General features: G+C 70.4%; 14 protein-coding genes. 8 read left to right on the top strand and 6 right to left on the bottom strand.

Going from position 1 to position 15119, the window contains the following annotated elements; genetic code table 11:
• The first annotated feature begins 81 nt into the window (after window positions 1-81).
• Window positions 82-780, top strand: a complete 699-nt coding sequence (locus ON26_RS15185) for a DUF4333 domain-containing protein (RefSeq protein ID WP_040796796.1) — start codon at window positions 82-84, stop codon at window positions 778-780.
• A 103-nt stretch (window positions 781-883) separates the two neighbouring features.
• Here ON26_RS15185 and ON26_RS15180 read toward each other — a convergent pair whose 3' ends face one another.
• Window positions 884-1849, bottom strand: coding sequence for a 5'-3' exonuclease (locus ON26_RS15180; protein ID WP_040796795.1), 966 nt, complete (start codon window positions 1847-1849; stop codon window positions 884-886).
• 93 nt (window positions 1850-1942) lie between these two features.
• Here ON26_RS15180 and ON26_RS15175 point away from each other — a divergent pair, with 93 nt between their 5' ends.
• A complete protein-coding gene (locus tag ON26_RS15175; RefSeq protein WP_040796794.1) occupies window positions 1943-3070 on the top strand; it encodes a M24 family metallopeptidase in 1128 nt (375 codons plus the stop codon).
• 250 nt (window positions 3071-3320) lie between these two features.
• On the top strand, window positions 3321-4688 hold the full coding sequence (locus ON26_RS15170; protein ID WP_040796815.1) for an oxygenase MpaB family protein: 1368 nt from the start codon (window positions 3321-3323) through the stop codon (window positions 4686-4688).
• A 208-nt stretch (window positions 4689-4896) separates the two neighbouring features.
• Here ON26_RS15170 and ON26_RS15165 read toward each other — a convergent pair whose 3' ends face one another.
• Complete coding sequence (locus ON26_RS15165) at window positions 4897-5295, bottom strand: PPOX class F420-dependent oxidoreductase (protein WP_040796793.1); 399 nt, start codon at window positions 5293-5295, stop codon at window positions 4897-4899.
• 82 nt (window positions 5296-5377) lie between these two features.
• Between ON26_RS15165 and dprE2 the strand changes: the two genes are divergently transcribed.
• The 4 genes from dprE2 (at window position 5378) to ON26_RS15145 (ending at window position 9279) form a co-directional block, all read left to right on the top strand.
• Window positions 5378-6133 (top strand): decaprenylphospho-beta-D-erythro-pentofuranosid-2-ulose 2-reductase, encoded by a 756-nt coding sequence (gene dprE2, locus ON26_RS15160; protein ID WP_040796792.1) that lies wholly within the window; start codon window positions 5378-5380, stop codon window positions 6131-6133.
• A gap of 80 nt (window positions 6134-6213) precedes the next feature.
• Window positions 6214-7845 carry a precorrin-6y C5,15-methyltransferase (decarboxylating) subunit CbiE gene (gene cbiE, locus ON26_RS15155; protein WP_083884104.1) on the top strand — a complete coding sequence of 544 codons (1632 nt, stop codon included), beginning with the start codon at window positions 6214-6216 and terminating at the stop codon, window positions 7843-7845.
• Between the two features lie 88 nt (window positions 7846-7933).
• Window positions 7934-8536 (top strand): DUF8020 domain-containing protein, encoded by a 603-nt coding sequence (locus ON26_RS15150; RefSeq protein WP_040796791.1) that lies wholly within the window; start codon window positions 7934-7936, stop codon window positions 8534-8536.
• Window positions 8533-9279, top strand: a complete 747-nt coding sequence (locus ON26_RS15145; protein ID WP_040796813.1) for a cobalt-precorrin-6A reductase — start codon at window positions 8533-8535, stop codon at window positions 9277-9279. The genes ON26_RS15150 and ON26_RS15145 overlap by 4 nt, the downstream gene beginning before the upstream one ends.
• Before the next feature lie 198 nt (window positions 9280-9477).
• On the opposite strand, the gene ON26_RS15140 is transcribed toward ON26_RS15145, so the two are convergent.
• Genes ON26_RS15140 through ON26_RS15130 form a run of 3 tightly spaced genes read right to left on the bottom strand, consistent with a single transcriptional unit; the run spans window position 9478 to window position 12556 of the window.
• Window positions 9478-10008: a PadR family transcriptional regulator gene (locus ON26_RS15140; protein WP_040796790.1), complete on the bottom strand. Its 531-nt coding sequence runs from the start codon at window positions 10006-10008 to the stop codon at window positions 9478-9480.
• Between the two features lie 44 nt (window positions 10009-10052).
• Window positions 10053-11924: a precorrin-2 C(20)-methyltransferase gene (locus ON26_RS15135; RefSeq protein WP_040796789.1), complete on the bottom strand. Its 1872-nt coding sequence runs from the start codon at window positions 11922-11924 to the stop codon at window positions 10053-10055.
• On the bottom strand, window positions 11921-12556 hold the full coding sequence (locus tag ON26_RS15130) for a precorrin-8X methylmutase (protein ID WP_040796788.1): 636 nt from the start codon (window positions 12554-12556) through the stop codon (window positions 11921-11923). Before ON26_RS15130 ends, ON26_RS15135 begins: the two co-directional genes overlap by 4 nt.
• 327 nt (window positions 12557-12883) lie before the next feature.
• Here ON26_RS15130 and ON26_RS15125 point away from each other — a divergent pair, with 327 nt between their 5' ends.
• On the top strand, window positions 12884-13774 hold the full coding sequence (locus ON26_RS15125) for an alpha/beta fold hydrolase (RefSeq protein WP_040796787.1): 891 nt from the start codon (window positions 12884-12886) through the stop codon (window positions 13772-13774).
• A 126-nt stretch (window positions 13775-13900) separates the two neighbouring features.
• On the opposite strand, the gene ON26_RS15120 is transcribed toward ON26_RS15125, so the two are convergent.
• Window positions 13901-15046: an LLM class flavin-dependent oxidoreductase gene (locus tag ON26_RS15120; RefSeq protein WP_040796812.1), complete on the bottom strand. Its 1146-nt coding sequence runs from the start codon at window positions 15044-15046 to the stop codon at window positions 13901-13903.
• Window positions 15047-15119: the final 73 nt, after the last annotated feature.

The raw sequence follows: 15119 nt of genomic DNA, 5'->3' as shown, positions 1-15119 counted from the left end.
CTGTGGCGCAGCTGTCGTGCTCTACGACCAGACGCCGTCGGGGGGCTACCGTGTGAGTAACGATGCGAGTGGAGGCAACCAATGAGCGGCCCGTTTGGACCGAACGAAGCGGGGGAGGGACGCAACGATCCCACCCAGGTGTGGACCGGCGCGCAGCCGCCCGGCGGCGCGGGCCCGACCCAGCAATGGGGTGGGCAGACTCCGCCTCCGGCCCAGCCGACCCAGCAGTGGGCCGACCCGAATCAGCCCCAGGCGCAGTGGGGGCAGACTCCGGGGCAGCCGCAGTGGGGCCAGACCGGCGGGCAACCGCAGCAGCCGTGGGGCCAGACGCCCGGTCAGCCGCAGCCGCAACAGCAGTGGGGGCAGACGCCCGGCCAGCAGCCGCAGCAGGCCTGGGGCCCGACGCCCGGCCAGGCGCCGCAGCAGCAGTGGGGGCAGGCTCCGGGCCAGCAGCCGCCGCGCTCCGGCGGCGGCAAGACCGGTCTCATCATCGGCCTCGCCGTGGTCGGCGTGCTGGTCCTCGGCGGCATCGTCACGCTGGTGCTGCTGCTCACCGCCACCGACAAGCTGGACCAGACCGCGGTACAGAACGGCGTCTCGACGGTGCTGAAGGATTCCTACGGCATCACCGACGTCGCCGATGTCTCCTGCCCCTCGGGTCAGAAGGTGGAGATCGACTCCACCTTCCAGTGCACCCTGAAGGTCAACGGCGAGAACAAGAAGGTCAACATCAAGGTCACCAAGGAGGACGGCACCTACGAGGTCGGCCGCCCCAGCTAGTGACTTCCCGCCCGGCGATCGGTGACGGTCGCCGGGCACGACAGGGGTGGGGGAAACGAGCCCGCGCGACATCTCGCGCGGGCTCGTGTGGTCTCGACGCAGGTCAGACGCGCGGCGCCGCCAGGGCTTTGACGAGCCGCCGGACCGGGCTCTCGGCGTTGTAGGCCGTGCCCAGTGTCACGAGGCGGTCGAGGTCGGCCGGTTCGCCGGGCAGGATGTCGGGCCGGGACAGGTCGATCTCCGCGTCGCGCACCACCCGCACCACCGGCGCCGCCGCGTCCAGATAGTCCGCTGCCGCAGTCAGTTTCGCGCGCGCGGCGGGTGCGAGGTCGGCGTCGGGATCGGCGACCGCCGCGCGCAGCGCTTCCAGGGAGCCGAAACGGGAGATCAAGGTGGCAGCGGACTTCTCGCCGATACCCGCCACCCCGGGCAGGCCGTCGGAGGCGTCGCCGCGCAAGGTCGCGAGATCCGCGTATGCCGGTCCCGCATTCTCTTGCGGCACATGATATTTGGCGGCGACCTCGGCGGGGCCGAACAGTTCGGCCTTGGCCAGGCCGCGACCGGCGTAGAACACCCGAACCGGCGGCGCGGGCTCGTCACGAACCAGTTGCAGCAGATCACGATCGCCGCTGACGACCACCACCTCGTCGTCGCGCTCGCGGTGCGCGAGCGTGCCCAGCACATCGTCGGCTTCCAGTCCGGCCGCGCCCCCGGTGGCGATGCCCGCCGCCGCCAGCACCTCGAGGATCATCTCGACCTGCGGGGTCAGCCGGTCGGGAACCTCCTCGGTATCGGGCGGGCCTGCCACGGCCACCCGGTGCGCCTTGTAGGACGGCACCAACTCCACCCGGAACCGGGGCCGCCAGTCCAGGTCGAGGGCGACCACCAGCCTGCTCGGGCCGAACCGGGTGATCAGCGAGGCCACCATGTCGGTGAAGCCGCGCACCGCGTTCACCGAGCGGCCGTCCTCGGCGGTGAGCTTGTCGGGGATGGCGTGGAAGGCGCGGAACCAGAGACTGGCACCGTCCAGCAACAGCAGCGGGCCACCGGGAGTCGCAGCAGAGGTCACCCGCCAGAGGCTACCTCCCGCCACCGACGACCCGGCTCCGCTGCGCCGCGCATCGCTCGGCGCAGACCCGCCCGGCGGGTAGGGTCGTCTGGTATGAGTTCGCACACGCACGCCAGGTTCGCAGCGGATGTCTACGGAGACCGGCTCGAGCGCGCGGTAGCCGCGATGCGCACGGCCAGCCTCGACGCACTGCTCATCACCCCGGGACCGGATCTGCGCTACCTCATCGGGTCGGCTGCCCAGTCCTTCGAACGACTGACCTGCCTGGTCATCACCTCCGACGGCGCGACACCGACGGTCGTCGTGCCGAAGCTGGAACTGCCCGGCCTGGCCGATTCCGCCGCCGGTGAGCTGGGCCTGCGCATCGTGGACTGGGTCGACGGGGTCGATCCGTACCAGATCGTGAAGTCCAGCCTGCACGCCGGCTCACGGGTGGCCGTCGCCGACGCCATGCCCGCGCTGCACCTCATTCCGCTGGCAGCCGCGTTCACCGGCCTGCCCACCTCGGCGACGCCGGTACTGCGGGAACTGCGGATGATCAAGGACGAGGCCGAGATCGAAGCGCTGCGCCGCGCGGGCGCGGCCATCGACCGTGTGCATGCCCGGATGGGCGAATTCCTCCAGGTGGGACGCACCGAAGCCGAGGTCGGCGCGGACATCGCGGCGGCGTTGATCGAGGAAGGCCACCTCGGGGCCGAGTTCGTCATCGTGGGCAGCGGCCCGCACGGCGCCGACCCGCACCACTCGGTCTCCGACCGGCGCATCGAGCGCGGTGACGTGGTGGTCATCGACATCGGGGGCCCCGTGGAACCCGGCTACTTCTCCGACTGCACCCGCACCTACTCCATGGGCGAGCCGTCGCCCGAGATCGCCGGGCGGGTGGCCGAACTGGAGCGGGCCCAGGCCGCCGCCGTCGCCGCGGTCCGGCCCGGCGTCACAGCCGAATCCGTGGACGCGGCCGCCCGCGAGTTGCTGACCGAGGCCGGTGTCGGCGACGCGTTCGTGCACCGCACCGGGCACGGCATCGGTCTGTCCGTGCACGAGGAGCCCTACATCGTCTCGGGCAATACGCTCGCCCTGCGCCCCGGCATGGCGTTCAGTATCGAGCCCGGTATCTACTTCCGCGGCTCGTGGGGCGCGCGCATCGAGGACATCGTCATCGTCACCGAGGACGGCTGCGAGTCGGTGAACAACCGGCCGCACGGTCTCACGGTTCTGTAGGACTCAGCGGCCGACGAGACAGGACACTGCGCCGACGAGACGCGGCCCCGGCAGGGATCGCCGAGAGGGCCGGGTCCAGGCATCCAGCAGACCGGCGGGCTCACCGTCGCATACCGTCACCACGACACCGAGCCCCTGCACGGAGTGGTCGCGGAGATGGAACCTGAACCGGCTTCCATCGGCGTGGCACCGGGTTACAGTGAGACTCATTCGACGTATGTCGTCTCATGAGTCTCGAAGGAGTGTGACTGTGCCAGAGACCGAGCAGCCGCGAGAAATGACCGACCATCCGTTCGATTTCTATTACGCACAGGGCAAGCAGTTGCGCCCGGCACCCCCACGCGCCGACGCCTCCGCTGATCTATGGAAACGCCCCTGCGAACTGGTCCTCTCACCGTGGTTGGACGTGGCTGAGCAGCCCGCCGACACCGAACTCAATCGTCTGTTCGCCGATCACTTCTGGCAGGGCGACGAGATCATGGACGCCGTTGTCGAGGCATTCCGTGAGACGGGCACGAAGCGCGGTCGCGCGATGTTGGACCAGGCTCTCGCCCATGGCATCGACAGCGTCGAGGATGCCCCGCCCGCGTTGTCGGAGCTGTTTCGCAGGCTGGACAACCCGCCTGAATGGCATGATCCGGACCAGTGGGAGCGGGGCAGGCAGCTCTGGACGCAGTCGTCCTTCTCGGGGAAGCTGTGCATGGCTGTGCTGGATTTCATGGCCACGTTCGTCGGGGAGGAGGTCTCCAGCGCGGTCGGAGCAACCGGCCGTTACGTGCGTGACTTCGCGACGCGGAACCTGGAAACAAACCTGTGGTTCGCCGCCATGGCCGAACCCGATGCGGTGCAACGCAACTCGCCACGATTCCACGACACGATCCGCGTCCGTCTCATGCACGCCCAAGTCCGGGCCGGACTGCGGCGCTCATGGGGTGACGAGCATTTCGCCCACCACGGCAACCCCATTTCGAACACCTCGATCATGGGCGCTTCGTTGTCGTTCGGATTGTTCCCGTTGCTGTTCGACCACGCTCACGGACGTACCCACACGCGGGATGAACTCACCGACGTGACGATGTACTGGGCATACATCGGCTATATCTTCGGCGCGGCCGAAGAATTGGTCCCGAGAAACATCGACGACGCGTTGGCCGGCCTGCGCTACCAATTCAGCACCATCGGTGGGCCGTCGGAGTGGACTGCGTCGATGGCCGCGACCGCCGCCGAGAACATCGGTGAGCACGGTCTGCGATCGCGGATGAAGGCGGCGGCGGTTGCACCGGCCATGGGCATGATCGCCTACTTCAGTGGTGAACCAGCTGTGCGAGCCCTCGTGCGGAACACCCGATTCCGGGAAATTCGCATCCAGCCGTGGGATACCGTCACCGGTTGGTTCTCGGCCGCCAACGTCACCGTCGGGAGGATAGGCCACCGGCTTCCCGGCGCCGAACGCCGCGCTGCCCGCCGACTCGAGAAGGGCGACTTCTTCTGGCGGCTGGTGGTCTGGTACACCCGGCACAATTCCGCGAGGAAAGGCGTGACCGCTACGCGCTACAACCACCACAACGACACCGCCACCACCGCGATCGGGTGCCCTATCGCCCAACCAGCCGGTTGAGTCGCTCCCCATGTTCGAGCCCAGACGCTTGCGGAAAGTGCTGAATCGTCGAGAACGGCACCGTCCCGAGGCGGCGACGACGGACCCGAAGCCGGCAAGTGGTGGCTTCGAAGTTCAGCTCTTGCGCTCGCGGCGGGTGCTCTCGGTGCCGGACGGCAAGTCGGTGCTGGAAGTCATCGAGGAATGCGGCATGCCGTGCCGAGCGGACTCAGCGCAGGGTGCTCGAGGAGAGCACCTTGCCGACCTGGATGGCGATCACCACGCGGGTCGGGTTCTCCCTGGGCTGACGGTAGCGGCCGGCGTAGCGGCGGACCGCCTCGGCGACGCTGTCCGGATCGTCGAGCACGGTGGCCGGGCCTTCCAGCGTGAGCCAGCGTGGCCCATCCACCTGGCTCACCGCCGCATACCCGGCGCGACGCACATTGCGCACCTTCACCGAACCGTCGTTGGTGATGATGCGGGCGATCCCGGCCTCGGCGTCCCAGGTGAACCCCACGGCGACGACGTGCGGGGTGCCGTCGGCGCGCAGCGTGGTCAGGGTGGCCAGGTGCCGTTCGGTGGTGAATTCGATGGCGGCGGGAGTCAACTGCGCGGTGCTGGTCGGCATCCGTCGACGGTAGCCGATCGTGTCCGCCCGGCCGCGTGACGCCCGCACCTGGCCGCCGCGCCGGGATGACAGACTAGGCCGCATGGGATCGGGAGAGATCGACGCGGGCGCGGTACTGCTGCTCGGCGGACGCAGTGAGATGGGTGTGCGGGTCGCGCAACGGCTGGCCCCGGGACGAACAGTGATCCTGGCGGCCCGGCGCAGCGGGCAACTCGCCGCCGAGTCCGCCGCCGTGCTGGAGGCCGGCGCGACCGCCGTGCACACCGTCGAATTCGACGCCGACGACACCGCGAGCCATCCGGCTCTGCTGGAGGAGATCGCCGCCGAACACGGCCCGCTCGGCGTGGTGGTGCTCGCCTTCGGCATCCTCGGCGACCAGGCCCGTGCCGAGCACGATCCGGCCCACGCGATCGCGGTCGTGCACACCGACTACGTCGCACAGCTCAGCGTGCTGACCACGGTCGCCGATCTCCTGCGTGCCCAGGGCAGCGGCCGCATCGTCGTGTTCGGTTCGGTGGCGGGCGTGCGCGTCCGGCGGGCGAACTATGTCTACGGCTCGGCCAAGGCAGGCTTGGACGGATTCGCCAGCGGCCTCGCCGACGCCTTGCACGGCAGCGGCGTGCGCCTGCTGCTGGTGCGCCCCGGGTTCGTCATCGGGCGGATGACCGAGGGCATGGACCCCGCCCCGCTGTCGAGCACCCCCGACCAGGTCGCCGACGCGGTCGTGCGCGGACTGCGCCGCCGCTCGGAAGTGATCTGGGTGCCGTGGGCGCTGCAGCCGCTGTTCTTCGCCATGCGCCTGCTGCCCCGGTTCGTCTGGCGCCGGATGCCGCGGTGAGTGGTGCTGTCGGGCTCGGTGCCACCGGATCGGGCAGAGGCGGCGGGCGCAACGGCGAGTCGAGCGGGAGCGGGCCGAGCATGACCGGGCGGCGCGGCGCCGGCGCGAACGCCGACGGTGGGGGCGAGAGCCGGAAGGCGGCCGGCGGGGCGGTGACCGGCGGGCGAGCGGGCGAGGCCGGCGCGGAGCCCTGGCCGGGTCCGGCGATCGCCGTCGTCGGCATCGGCGCGGACGGTTGGCGTGGGCTCGGTGCGGTCGCGTGTGCGGCGATCGAGGAGTCCGACGTGGTGTTCGGCTCGTCCCGGCAACTCGAGCTGCTGCCCGCCGCCGTGCGCGCCGAGCGCCGGACCTGGCCCTCGCCGTTGCTTCCCGCGCTGCGCGCACTGCTGCTCGCGCAGTCGGGCCGACGGGTGTGCGTGCTGGCCAGCGGCGACCCGATGTTCTACGGCATCGGCGTGACGCTGGCGCGCCTGTTCGGCCCGGCTGCCCTGCGAGTCCTGCCGCAACCGTCCTCGGCCTCGCTGGCCTGTGCCCGCCTCGGCTGGGCGCTGTCCGACATCCCGGTGGTCAGTGCGGTCGGGCGGCCACTGGCCGGGGTGCTGCCCGAGCTGACCGACGGCCGCCGCCTCCTCGTGCTCAGCGCCGACGAGACGACACCTGTCGCGCTGGCACAACTGTTGTGCGACAACGGCTTCGGTGACTCACGCCTCACGCTGCTCGAACAACTGGGCGGCCCCGCCGAGCGGATCGGCACGGCCACTGCCGCCCAGCTGGCCGGCGCCGTCGCGGATCCGCTCGCTTCCGGCGCGTCCGGCCAGGCGATGGGTCGTGACATGGGCGCGGCGCTTGCGCGACGAGGTGATGCGCAGCCGGGCGCCGACCGACCCCGCGCGGTGCGGCATGCCGCGGGCCGGCATCGTGCGGATGGTTCAGGCGGCGAGGCCGTCGGTCCCGCGCGGCGCAGCACCGGCCCGCGTAGCGCGGACCGCTCACCGGCGGCACCGATCGGCACCACCCTTCCGAGCGTCGACCCTGACGGCACCTCGGCGGACGGTCCCGACTCGCGCGGCATCGACCCGCGGACCATCGACCCGTTGAACATCGTCGCCATCGAAACCGTGGGTGGTCCCGATGCCGCGCACCGCACCCGTGTGCCCGGTCTGCCGGACGAGAGTTTCGGTGGCGACGGGCAGCTCACCAAGGCGGAGGTCCGCGCACTGACATTGTCGGCGCTCGCACCCGCGCCCGGCGAACTGCTGTGGGATATCGGCGGGGGTTCGGGCAGCATCGCCATCGAATGGTGCCGCACCCACCCGTCCTGCCGGGCGATCGGTTTCGAGCGACTGGAACGCAGGCGGGCCGTGATAGCGGCGAATGCGCGGGCGCTCGGCGTACCGCAGGTGGTCGTGCGCGGAGAAGCCGGCGCCGAACTCGCCGCGGATGCCGAGGGAACCCCCGATGCGATTTTCGTGGGTGGGGGCCTCACGCAGGACGGATTGCTCGATTCCTGTCTGGATCGGCTGCGTCCGGGCGGCCGGCTGGTCGCCAATGCCGTGACGGCGGAGACCGAAGCGCTGCTAGTTCGCTCGGCGGCCGAATACGGCGGGCTGTTGCGCAAATTCCAGATCTATCGCGCCGAACCGCTGGGCGGATTCACGGCATGGCGTCCGCACCTGCCTGTGGCGCAATGGATATGGACGAAATCCCGATGACGCAACCGCCATGAAACATAAGCGAATCGGCGGTAGGGTCTAGCGCGTGATCCGATCGTTATCGGAAAAGTCGAACTCTGGGAGTCCCATGAAGTACAGGAAATTCGCGGCCACCGCGCTGATGGCCATCGCCGCGATGGGCGTCGCCACCGGCACCAGCTATGCCGATCCGGCCGTCCCGCCCGCCGCGACCGAGGAGACGCCGCTGGCGGCCGAGGGCGCTGAAAAGGGTGTCGACTACTCCGCGGTCATCGCCGACGCGGGCCGCTCCATCGTCACCACCGTCACCGGTGGCGCGTTCACCCTGGACGCCGACGGTGGCGCGGTGACGCTGAAGAACGACGCCGGTGAGGAAGTCACCCGGATCCCGCTGACCGCGCGTCAGGCCACCGACGGCGCCGAGGTGCAGATCGCCGCCGCCGTCGACGAGTCCGGCACGAAGCTCACCCTGACCCCGCGGGCCGATGCCATCGCGGTGCAGGACATCAGTGCCCAGCAGTGGTTCTTCGCCGAACTGCAGCGAGCCTCGCTCGGCGCGGCCGTCGGCGCCGTCATCGGCGGCCTGATCGGCCTGTTCGGTTTCGTCGTCGGTGTGATCCCGGGCGCGGCCATCGGCGCCGTGATCGGTCTGCTGGTCGCGGGCGGTCCCGCGCTGGTGGACTCCGGCATCGCCTACTTCAGCGGCAACTGAGAGCCCTGATACTGGGCGGCACCGGCGAAGCCCGGGAGCTGGCCCGAATCGCCTCCGGCGAGCAAGGATTCGACATCGTCTCCTCGCTCGCCGGGCGCGTGCGCGACCCTCGGCTGCCCGAGGGGGAAGTCCGGATCGGCGGTTTCGGCGGCGCCGACGGACTGCGGAGATGGTTGTCGGACAATGCGATCGACCGCGTCGTGGACGCCACCCACCCGTTCGCGGCCACGATCGGCGCGAACGCCTCGCGTGCGGCCGCGGCCGCCGGGGTGCCGCTGCTACGCCTGCTGCGCCCGGCCTGGTCCGCGGGCCCCGGCGACCACTGGATCGCGGTGCCCGATCTCGCCGCCGCCGCTCGAACCGTCGGCGCCGGCCACTCCCGAGTCTTTCTGACCATCGGCCGCCAGGGTGTCGGCGCGTTCGCCGGTCTCACCGAGCCGTGGTTCCTGATCCGCGCCATCGATCCGCCCACGGCCGAGATGCCGCCGCGCCACGAATTGCTGCTCGCGCGCGGCCCGTTCACCGTCGCCGAGGAGATCGCCCTGCTGTCGCGTCATCACATCGACGTCCTGGTGACCAAGAACAGCGGCGGCGACCAGACGGAGGCGAAGCTCGAGGCGGCCCGGGAGCTGCGGATCCCGGTCGTCATGATCGACCGGCCGCCACCGTCTCCCGCGACAGCGGTGGTCGGGACGGTCGATGCGGCGTGGGCGTGGTTGACGACGCCCGATATATCGGCCTGACGAGTTCGTGCCGAACGCCTCGAACCGTCGACATCGATGCTGCAGCGGCCGCCGCCGTACTGGTCTGCCTGCCATTCGGGGTCGAAGCCTCGTTCCCCGTGACCACTGATCCGCCGCGCCGGACCGGCGACGCAGGTTCATTCGTGCCCCGGTCCGCACGCCTCGCCGGGCGGCGGAACGCCTGAGCCGAGTTCGGGCTCAGTGGCCCAGAATCTCCGGGAGCCGGTCGAACCAGGCCAGGACCGCGCGCTCGTAGCCGAGCCCGAATTCGAGCGTGGCCCGCTGATGTGCGGGCATGTCCCTGCCGTCCTCGGCGAGATAGCGATCCAGGCGGGCCTGGTGGATCTCGCGGTTGGCGGCGATGAGGTCGGCCAGCCGTTCCGCGCCGATGTACTCACCGAAATGCATGCTCAACAGCAGCGGGACGCGAATGGTCTCCGGGCCCGGATCGCGCACCACCCACTCCAGGAAGGCTTCCCGGCCCGCGTCGGTGAGGTGGTAGGGCGTGCGGTCGCGGGCGCCCGCCTCGCCTTTCTCGACCAACCCGTTGGCGGCCATGGTGGTCAGCTCGCGGTAGACCTGGCTCTGGGTGACGGTCCAGAAATCGCCGATCCGGTCCTGGGCGAGGGTGACCAGGTCCCAGCCCGACATCGGCCCCTCGTGCAGGAAGCCGAGCAGTGAGGCCGCCGTCGAGTTCAGCGTCTTGCGCGTGGTCGCGGTTTCGGGCACGGCTCACTCCCTTCGATCCGGATCAGACATTCCATAGTGGAATGTTACCGGATCGCGGAAGGGGCCGCGGCGGTGCTGTACCGGCGCGAGGTGTAGACGCGGGTGCCGTGATCGGATTCGACGACAGCGGTGGTGGTGGCTCCGATGATCAACAGCGTGCGCATGTCGACCTCGGCGGGGTCCAGATCGGCCAGCCGCACCACGTGCACGCTTTCGGTCGGGCCGCCGACGTCGCGGCCGAGCACCACGGGGGTGTCCGGCGCCCGATGCTCGAGCAGCAGATCGCGCATCGCGCCGACCTGCCAGGTGCGCTGCGAGGACGCCGGGTTGTAGATCGCGATCGCCATATCCGCCGCCGCGACCGCCGACAGCCTGCGCGCCACGACCTCCCACGGCTTGAGCCGGTCCGACAGCGAGATCATGGCGTAGTCGTGGCCGAGCGGCGCGCCGACCCGGCTGGCGACCGCGTTCGCGGCGGTCAGGCCGGGCAGCACCCGCACCGGCACCGCCCGCCACCGCGGATCGGCCGATTCCTCCAGTACCGCGGCGGCCATCGCGAAGACCCCGGGATCGCCCGAGGACACCACCGCGACCTTCGCCCCGCGCAGCGCGAGGTCCAACGCCATCGCCGCGCGCTCGGACTCGACCCGATTGTCACTGGCGTGCCTGCGCTGGCCCGGACGCACGGGCACTCGGTCGATGTAGGTCGTGTAGCCGACGAGATCCGTTGCGGCGGCCAGGGCTTCGCGCACCTCGGGCGTGGTCCAGTCCGGGTTGCCCGGGCCCAAGCCGACCACGACCACTTCGCCGGTCACCGTCGCCGGTTCCGGCTGCGCGTACTCCGTGTTGTCGGTCTGTGGCTCGACGGCTCGAGCGGAACCGGCCTGTGCGGCGCTGACCTGCGCGGCGCCGGCCTGGGCGCTGGTCTGCGCTGTGCGGAGCCGCGCGGTCGCGGCCTGTGTGACCGAGGTCTGTGCGGCTGAGGTCTGGGCGGCGATGTGATCCGCGCCGGCGCCGGCGCCTGCGTCTGTGCTTCGCTGTGCGCTCACGGCGGCGTGCTCGGCTGTGCCGACGCCGGGCGTAGTCGCTGACGGCCCGGTGGCTCCGGCCCCCGCGGTCTGGTCGGCGTCCGGGCCGGGCTGTCCCGTGCGTGCGGATCGCGTGCGGGGCAACGGCGTGATCGGGCGGGGCCCTGGCACCAGGGTGATGGAGAAGTACGGTACGTCGGCGTCGTCGACCTCGGTCGCGGTGAGCACACGCTCGCGGGCGCTGCTGGCGCGCTCGATGTAGTAGGCGTCGTCGAGGCGGCCGGAATCGGCGAGGGCTTTGCGCACCCCGGGATAGGTGCGGCCGAGTTTCATGATGGCCGCGGCGTCGGTGTCGCGCAGGCGGCGGGTGAGTTCCTCGGTGGGCATGGTGCCGGGCAGCACGGTGAGCACCTGCTCGCCCTCCACCAGCGGGGTGCCCAGCGCCGCGGATGCCGCGCTGACCGAGGTGATGCCCGGGATGATCTCGGCCTCGAACCGGTCGGCCAAGCGGCGGTGCATGTGCATGTAGGAGCTGTAGAACAGCGGGTCGCCCGCGGCGAGCAGGGCGACCGAACGGCCCGCCGCCAGGTGGACGGCCAGGCGCTCGGCGGCTTCGGCGTAGAACTCGTCGATCGCGCCCTGGTAGCCGCCGGGGTGATCGGTCGTCTCGGTGGTCACCGGGTAGACCAGGTGCTCCTCGAGCTGGCCGGGCCGCATGTACGGCGCGGCGATCGCGCGGGAGATGCTGCGCCCGTGCCGCGCGCTGTGGAAGGCGATCACATCGGCTTCGGCGATGATCCGTGCCGCCTTGACCGTCACCAGTTCGGGATCGCCGGGACCCAGCCCGACGCCCCACAGCTTGCCCGCGGCCACCGCTTCGTTGCTCATTCCTGCTCGCTCGCAATCGCATTCAGTGCCGAGGCGGTGATGGCGCTGCCGCCGCGCCTGCCTCGCACGGTCAGGTATTCGACGCCGCCGTGCTCGATCAGCGCCTGCTTGGATTCGGCCGCACCCACGAAACCGACCGGGATGCCCAGCACCGCCGCGGGCCGGGGCGCGCCCGCGTCGAGCATGTCCAGCAGGTGGAACAGCGCGGTGGGGGCATTGCCGATGGCCACGACCGCGCCCTCGAGCCGGTCACGCCACAGTTCCAGCGCGGCGGCCGAGCGGGTGTTGCCGATCGAGGCGGCCAGCTCCGGTACGCGCGGGTCGCGCAGCAGGCAGATGACCTCGTTGTCGGCGGGCAGGCGCTTGCGGGTCACGCCGGAGGCCACCATGTTCGCGTCGCACAGGATCGGCGCGCCCGCGCGCAGGGCCGCCCGCGCCGCCGCGACCACGCCGGGGGAGAAGGCGATGTCGCCGGCCAGGTCGACCTGCCCGCAGCCGTGGATCATTCGCACCGCCACCTGCGCGACATCCGCGGGGAAACTGCTCAGATCGGCTTCGGCGCGAATGGTCGCGAACGAGCGCCGATAGATCTCGGCCCCGTCGGTCAGGTAGCTGGCACGCAGGTCGGACATGCGCTCCACCCTAATGGGCCCCCACAGCCGGTCCCGGCACGGCTCGAGTGTGTGACCGTCGCAGCGCGAATCCCCAGGTGGGCAATGGTCGTGGGGCCGACGTCGGGTCTGTCCCGCATCGTCGCTCGTCGCCGGGCGGAGCCGATGGCGGCGCGGAGTACGGCGGCTACGACCCCGCGCAGCGAGAGGCGTACATCGCCCGTTCAGCAGACATTGTTGTGGCCGGCGGCGTCCAGCGCGGGTTCGTGAGCGGGGTGGCCGCTTTGTTGGTGCGGACTTGCCATTTAGATGGTACGTTGATACCAGCAACGGAGGGGAGGCCGACACGTGGGCGGTATCGGGCGGTTCAGGAACGACGCGGCGCGGGAGCGATATCTGCGCGCCTATGAGGCCCTGAAGGCGACGTGGTCGGTGCCGATCGAGGCGGTCGACATCCCGACCTCGTTCGGGCCGACGCACGTGCACCGGTGGGGGAGCGGCCCGCGGACGCCGATCGTGTTGCTGCACCCGATCGGCGGCAGCGGTCTGTACTGGCGCGATGTCGCCGAGCAGTTCGGCGGTGACCGTGTCGTCTACGCGCCGGACATGATCGGGACCGCCGGGCGCAGTGTGCAGACCGCGCCGTTGCGGCGCGAGGCGGACTTCGCGGTCTGGCTGCACGAGGTGCTCGACGGGCTGGGCGTCGAGCGTGTCCATGTGGTCGGCTATTCGCACGGCGCGTGGCACGCGAGTGCGGTCGCGCTGCACGACGCGAGCAGGCTGGACAGCGTGACGCTGGTCGAGCCCGGTGGCGTGTTCGTGAAGCCCTCGGCGCGGGTGCTGCTGAAGATGCTGGCTTTCGGAATGCGCGGCAAGTCGGATGCGAACATGCGCCGGATCGGCGAGTGGCTGACGCCGGGCGTGACGCTCGACGATCGCGAACTCGCCTACGCCAGGGAGGCGTTGTCGTACCGGATGAAGATCGGCTGGGCGCGCCTGCTGACCGACGAGGAGATCCGCTCGATCACCGCTCCGGTCCTGGTGATCTTCGGCGCCGAGACGGTCGTCGCCGATCCCGCGGTCGCGGTGCGACGCCTGGCCGAGCACCTCCCGCAGGCGGAGACCGTGGTCTATCCCGATGTGGGGCACGGCCTTCTGAATCAGATCCCCGAGACGGTCGCGGGCCGGGTGCTGGAGTTCGTCCAGCACCACGACCGGCTCGCCCCGTCGTCGGAGTAGGCCTCTCAGGGAGCGTCATCGCGCGGCGCGATCCCCGCGTGCCGCGCGGGAAGCTCGCCGACGTCTCCTCGTCGATGTCCGAGTGCTGGGCGACGAGCGAGGGCGGCAGAGTGCCGGCCGAGTCGGTCAGAGTCGGCGAATACCGCGCAACAGCCGGACGAGTGGTCGAGTCGAACCGAAGCCGGTTCGAAGCCGGGGATGGACAGGGCTCAAGTTGGCGAGGACGACGTATCGGAGGCCGTGGTCCCGCCATTCGTCCAGTTGCGCGAGAATCTCCGAGGGAGTCCCGGCCAGACACGAGGTGCGGACCAATGACTCCGGAACGCGCTCCACATAGCTGAGAACGGTTGCCTCGTCGAGGGTTTGCGGCAAGAGATCTTGGATGCCGGAGAACGTGGGTCCCATCGGATGCTCGACGCCGTGCTGCGCCCACACGTCGGCGGGGCTACCGAGTGTGAACGCTTTGGCGGCTGTCGAGCCGGTCAACTCGTCGACCTGTGTGCGACTGCTCGCGGTCAGAACGAAGAAGAGTGCCGCCGGAGTGATGGACGAGGGATCGCGTCCGGCATCGGAGGCCGCCGATCTCACCATGGCGAGTTTTTCTCCGTACTGTGCGGGGCTTTGCGGAGAAAACGGGAGCCAACCGTCCGCGTAGGTGCCCGTGGCGCGCAGCATGCGAGGGCCGTGGGCCGCTACCCAGATCGCCGGTCGGGACCCCTTGTACGGCGGGAGGCCGAACACCGCGTCGCGAAGCGGGAAGTACTGCGAGTCCCTGGTCACCAGTTCGCCGTCCGAGTCCCACAGGGCTCGGATCGTTGCCAAGGCCTCCTCGAATCGTGCCACCGGCCGTGTCCAGTCGACCCCGTACGGCTGATTGCCTTCCCGCTCTCCGGTGCCGATTCCGAGGATGGCCCGCCCACGGCTGAGCAGATGCAAGGTCGCGGCGGCCTGAGCCGTCACGGCCGGATTGCGTCGTCCGGCGTCGGTGACTCCGACGCCAAGACGTAGTCGGGTGCGCCGGTTCTTGGCGGCGATATGGCCGAGGGCGGTCCACGGTTCGTAGATCGCGTCGGCCCGTGGCCCCAGTCTGGCCACACCGCAATACCGCGGGTTCCATATCGATGAGGGAAACGCGCTGTTGAGGTGATCGGGCAGCCAGATCGAATCCGCTCCGCCTGCGGCGGCGACCTGTCTGGTGGCCTGCAAGAAGAACGGCGGCCCGAATTGCAGGTGTAGTGCCGGGTCCAACACCCCTGTCCGCAAGCTGTTCATCGGCGGCATCCCTCCGGGCGTCTGATCTGTGTGGTTGCGCCAGGTCGGTCGTTTCGGATGATCCTCGTATCAC

Origin of the sequence: Nocardia higoensis NBRC 100133, from assembly GCF_000308595.1 — a bacterium.
Taxonomy (GTDB): Bacteria; Actinomycetota; Actinomycetes; order Mycobacteriales; family Mycobacteriaceae; genus Nocardia; species Nocardia higoensis.
Note: the sequence above shows the minus strand (reverse complement) of the source record. Positions and strands in the feature narration are given on the sequence as shown.

What these genes read in the sequence shown, in the direction of transcription:
- ON26_RS15185 (WP_040796796.1), top strand. Translation starts at nt 82, where the DNA reads ATGAGCGGCCCGTTTGGACCGAACGAAGCGGGGGAGGGACGCAACGAT.
- ON26_RS15175 (WP_040796794.1), top strand. Translation starts at nt 1,943, where the DNA reads ATGAGTTCGCACACGCACGCCAGGTTCGCAGCGGATGTCTACGGAGAC.
- ON26_RS15165 (WP_040796793.1), bottom strand. Translation starts at nt 5,295, where the DNA reads ATGCCGACCAGCACCGCGCAGTTGACTCCCGCCGCCATCGAATTCACC.
- dprE2 (WP_040796792.1), top strand. Translation starts at nt 5,378, where the DNA reads ATGGGATCGGGAGAGATCGACGCGGGCGCGGTACTGCTGCTCGGCGGA.
- cbiE (WP_083884104.1), top strand. Translation starts at nt 6,214, where the DNA reads ATGACCGGGCGGCGCGGCGCCGGCGCGAACGCCGACGGTGGGGGCGAG.
- ON26_RS15150 (WP_040796791.1), top strand. Translation starts at nt 7,934, where the DNA reads ATGAAGTACAGGAAATTCGCGGCCACCGCGCTGATGGCCATCGCCGCG.
- ON26_RS15135 (WP_040796789.1), bottom strand. Translation starts at nt 11,924, where the DNA reads ATGAGCAACGAAGCGGTGGCCGCGGGCAAGCTGTGGGGCGTCGGGCTG.
- ON26_RS15130 (WP_040796788.1), bottom strand. Translation starts at nt 12,556, where the DNA reads ATGTCCGACCTGCGTGCCAGCTACCTGACCGACGGGGCCGAGATCTAT.
- ON26_RS15120 (WP_040796812.1), bottom strand. Translation starts at nt 15,046, where the DNA reads ATGAACAGCTTGCGGACAGGGGTGTTGGACCCGGCACTACACCTGCAA.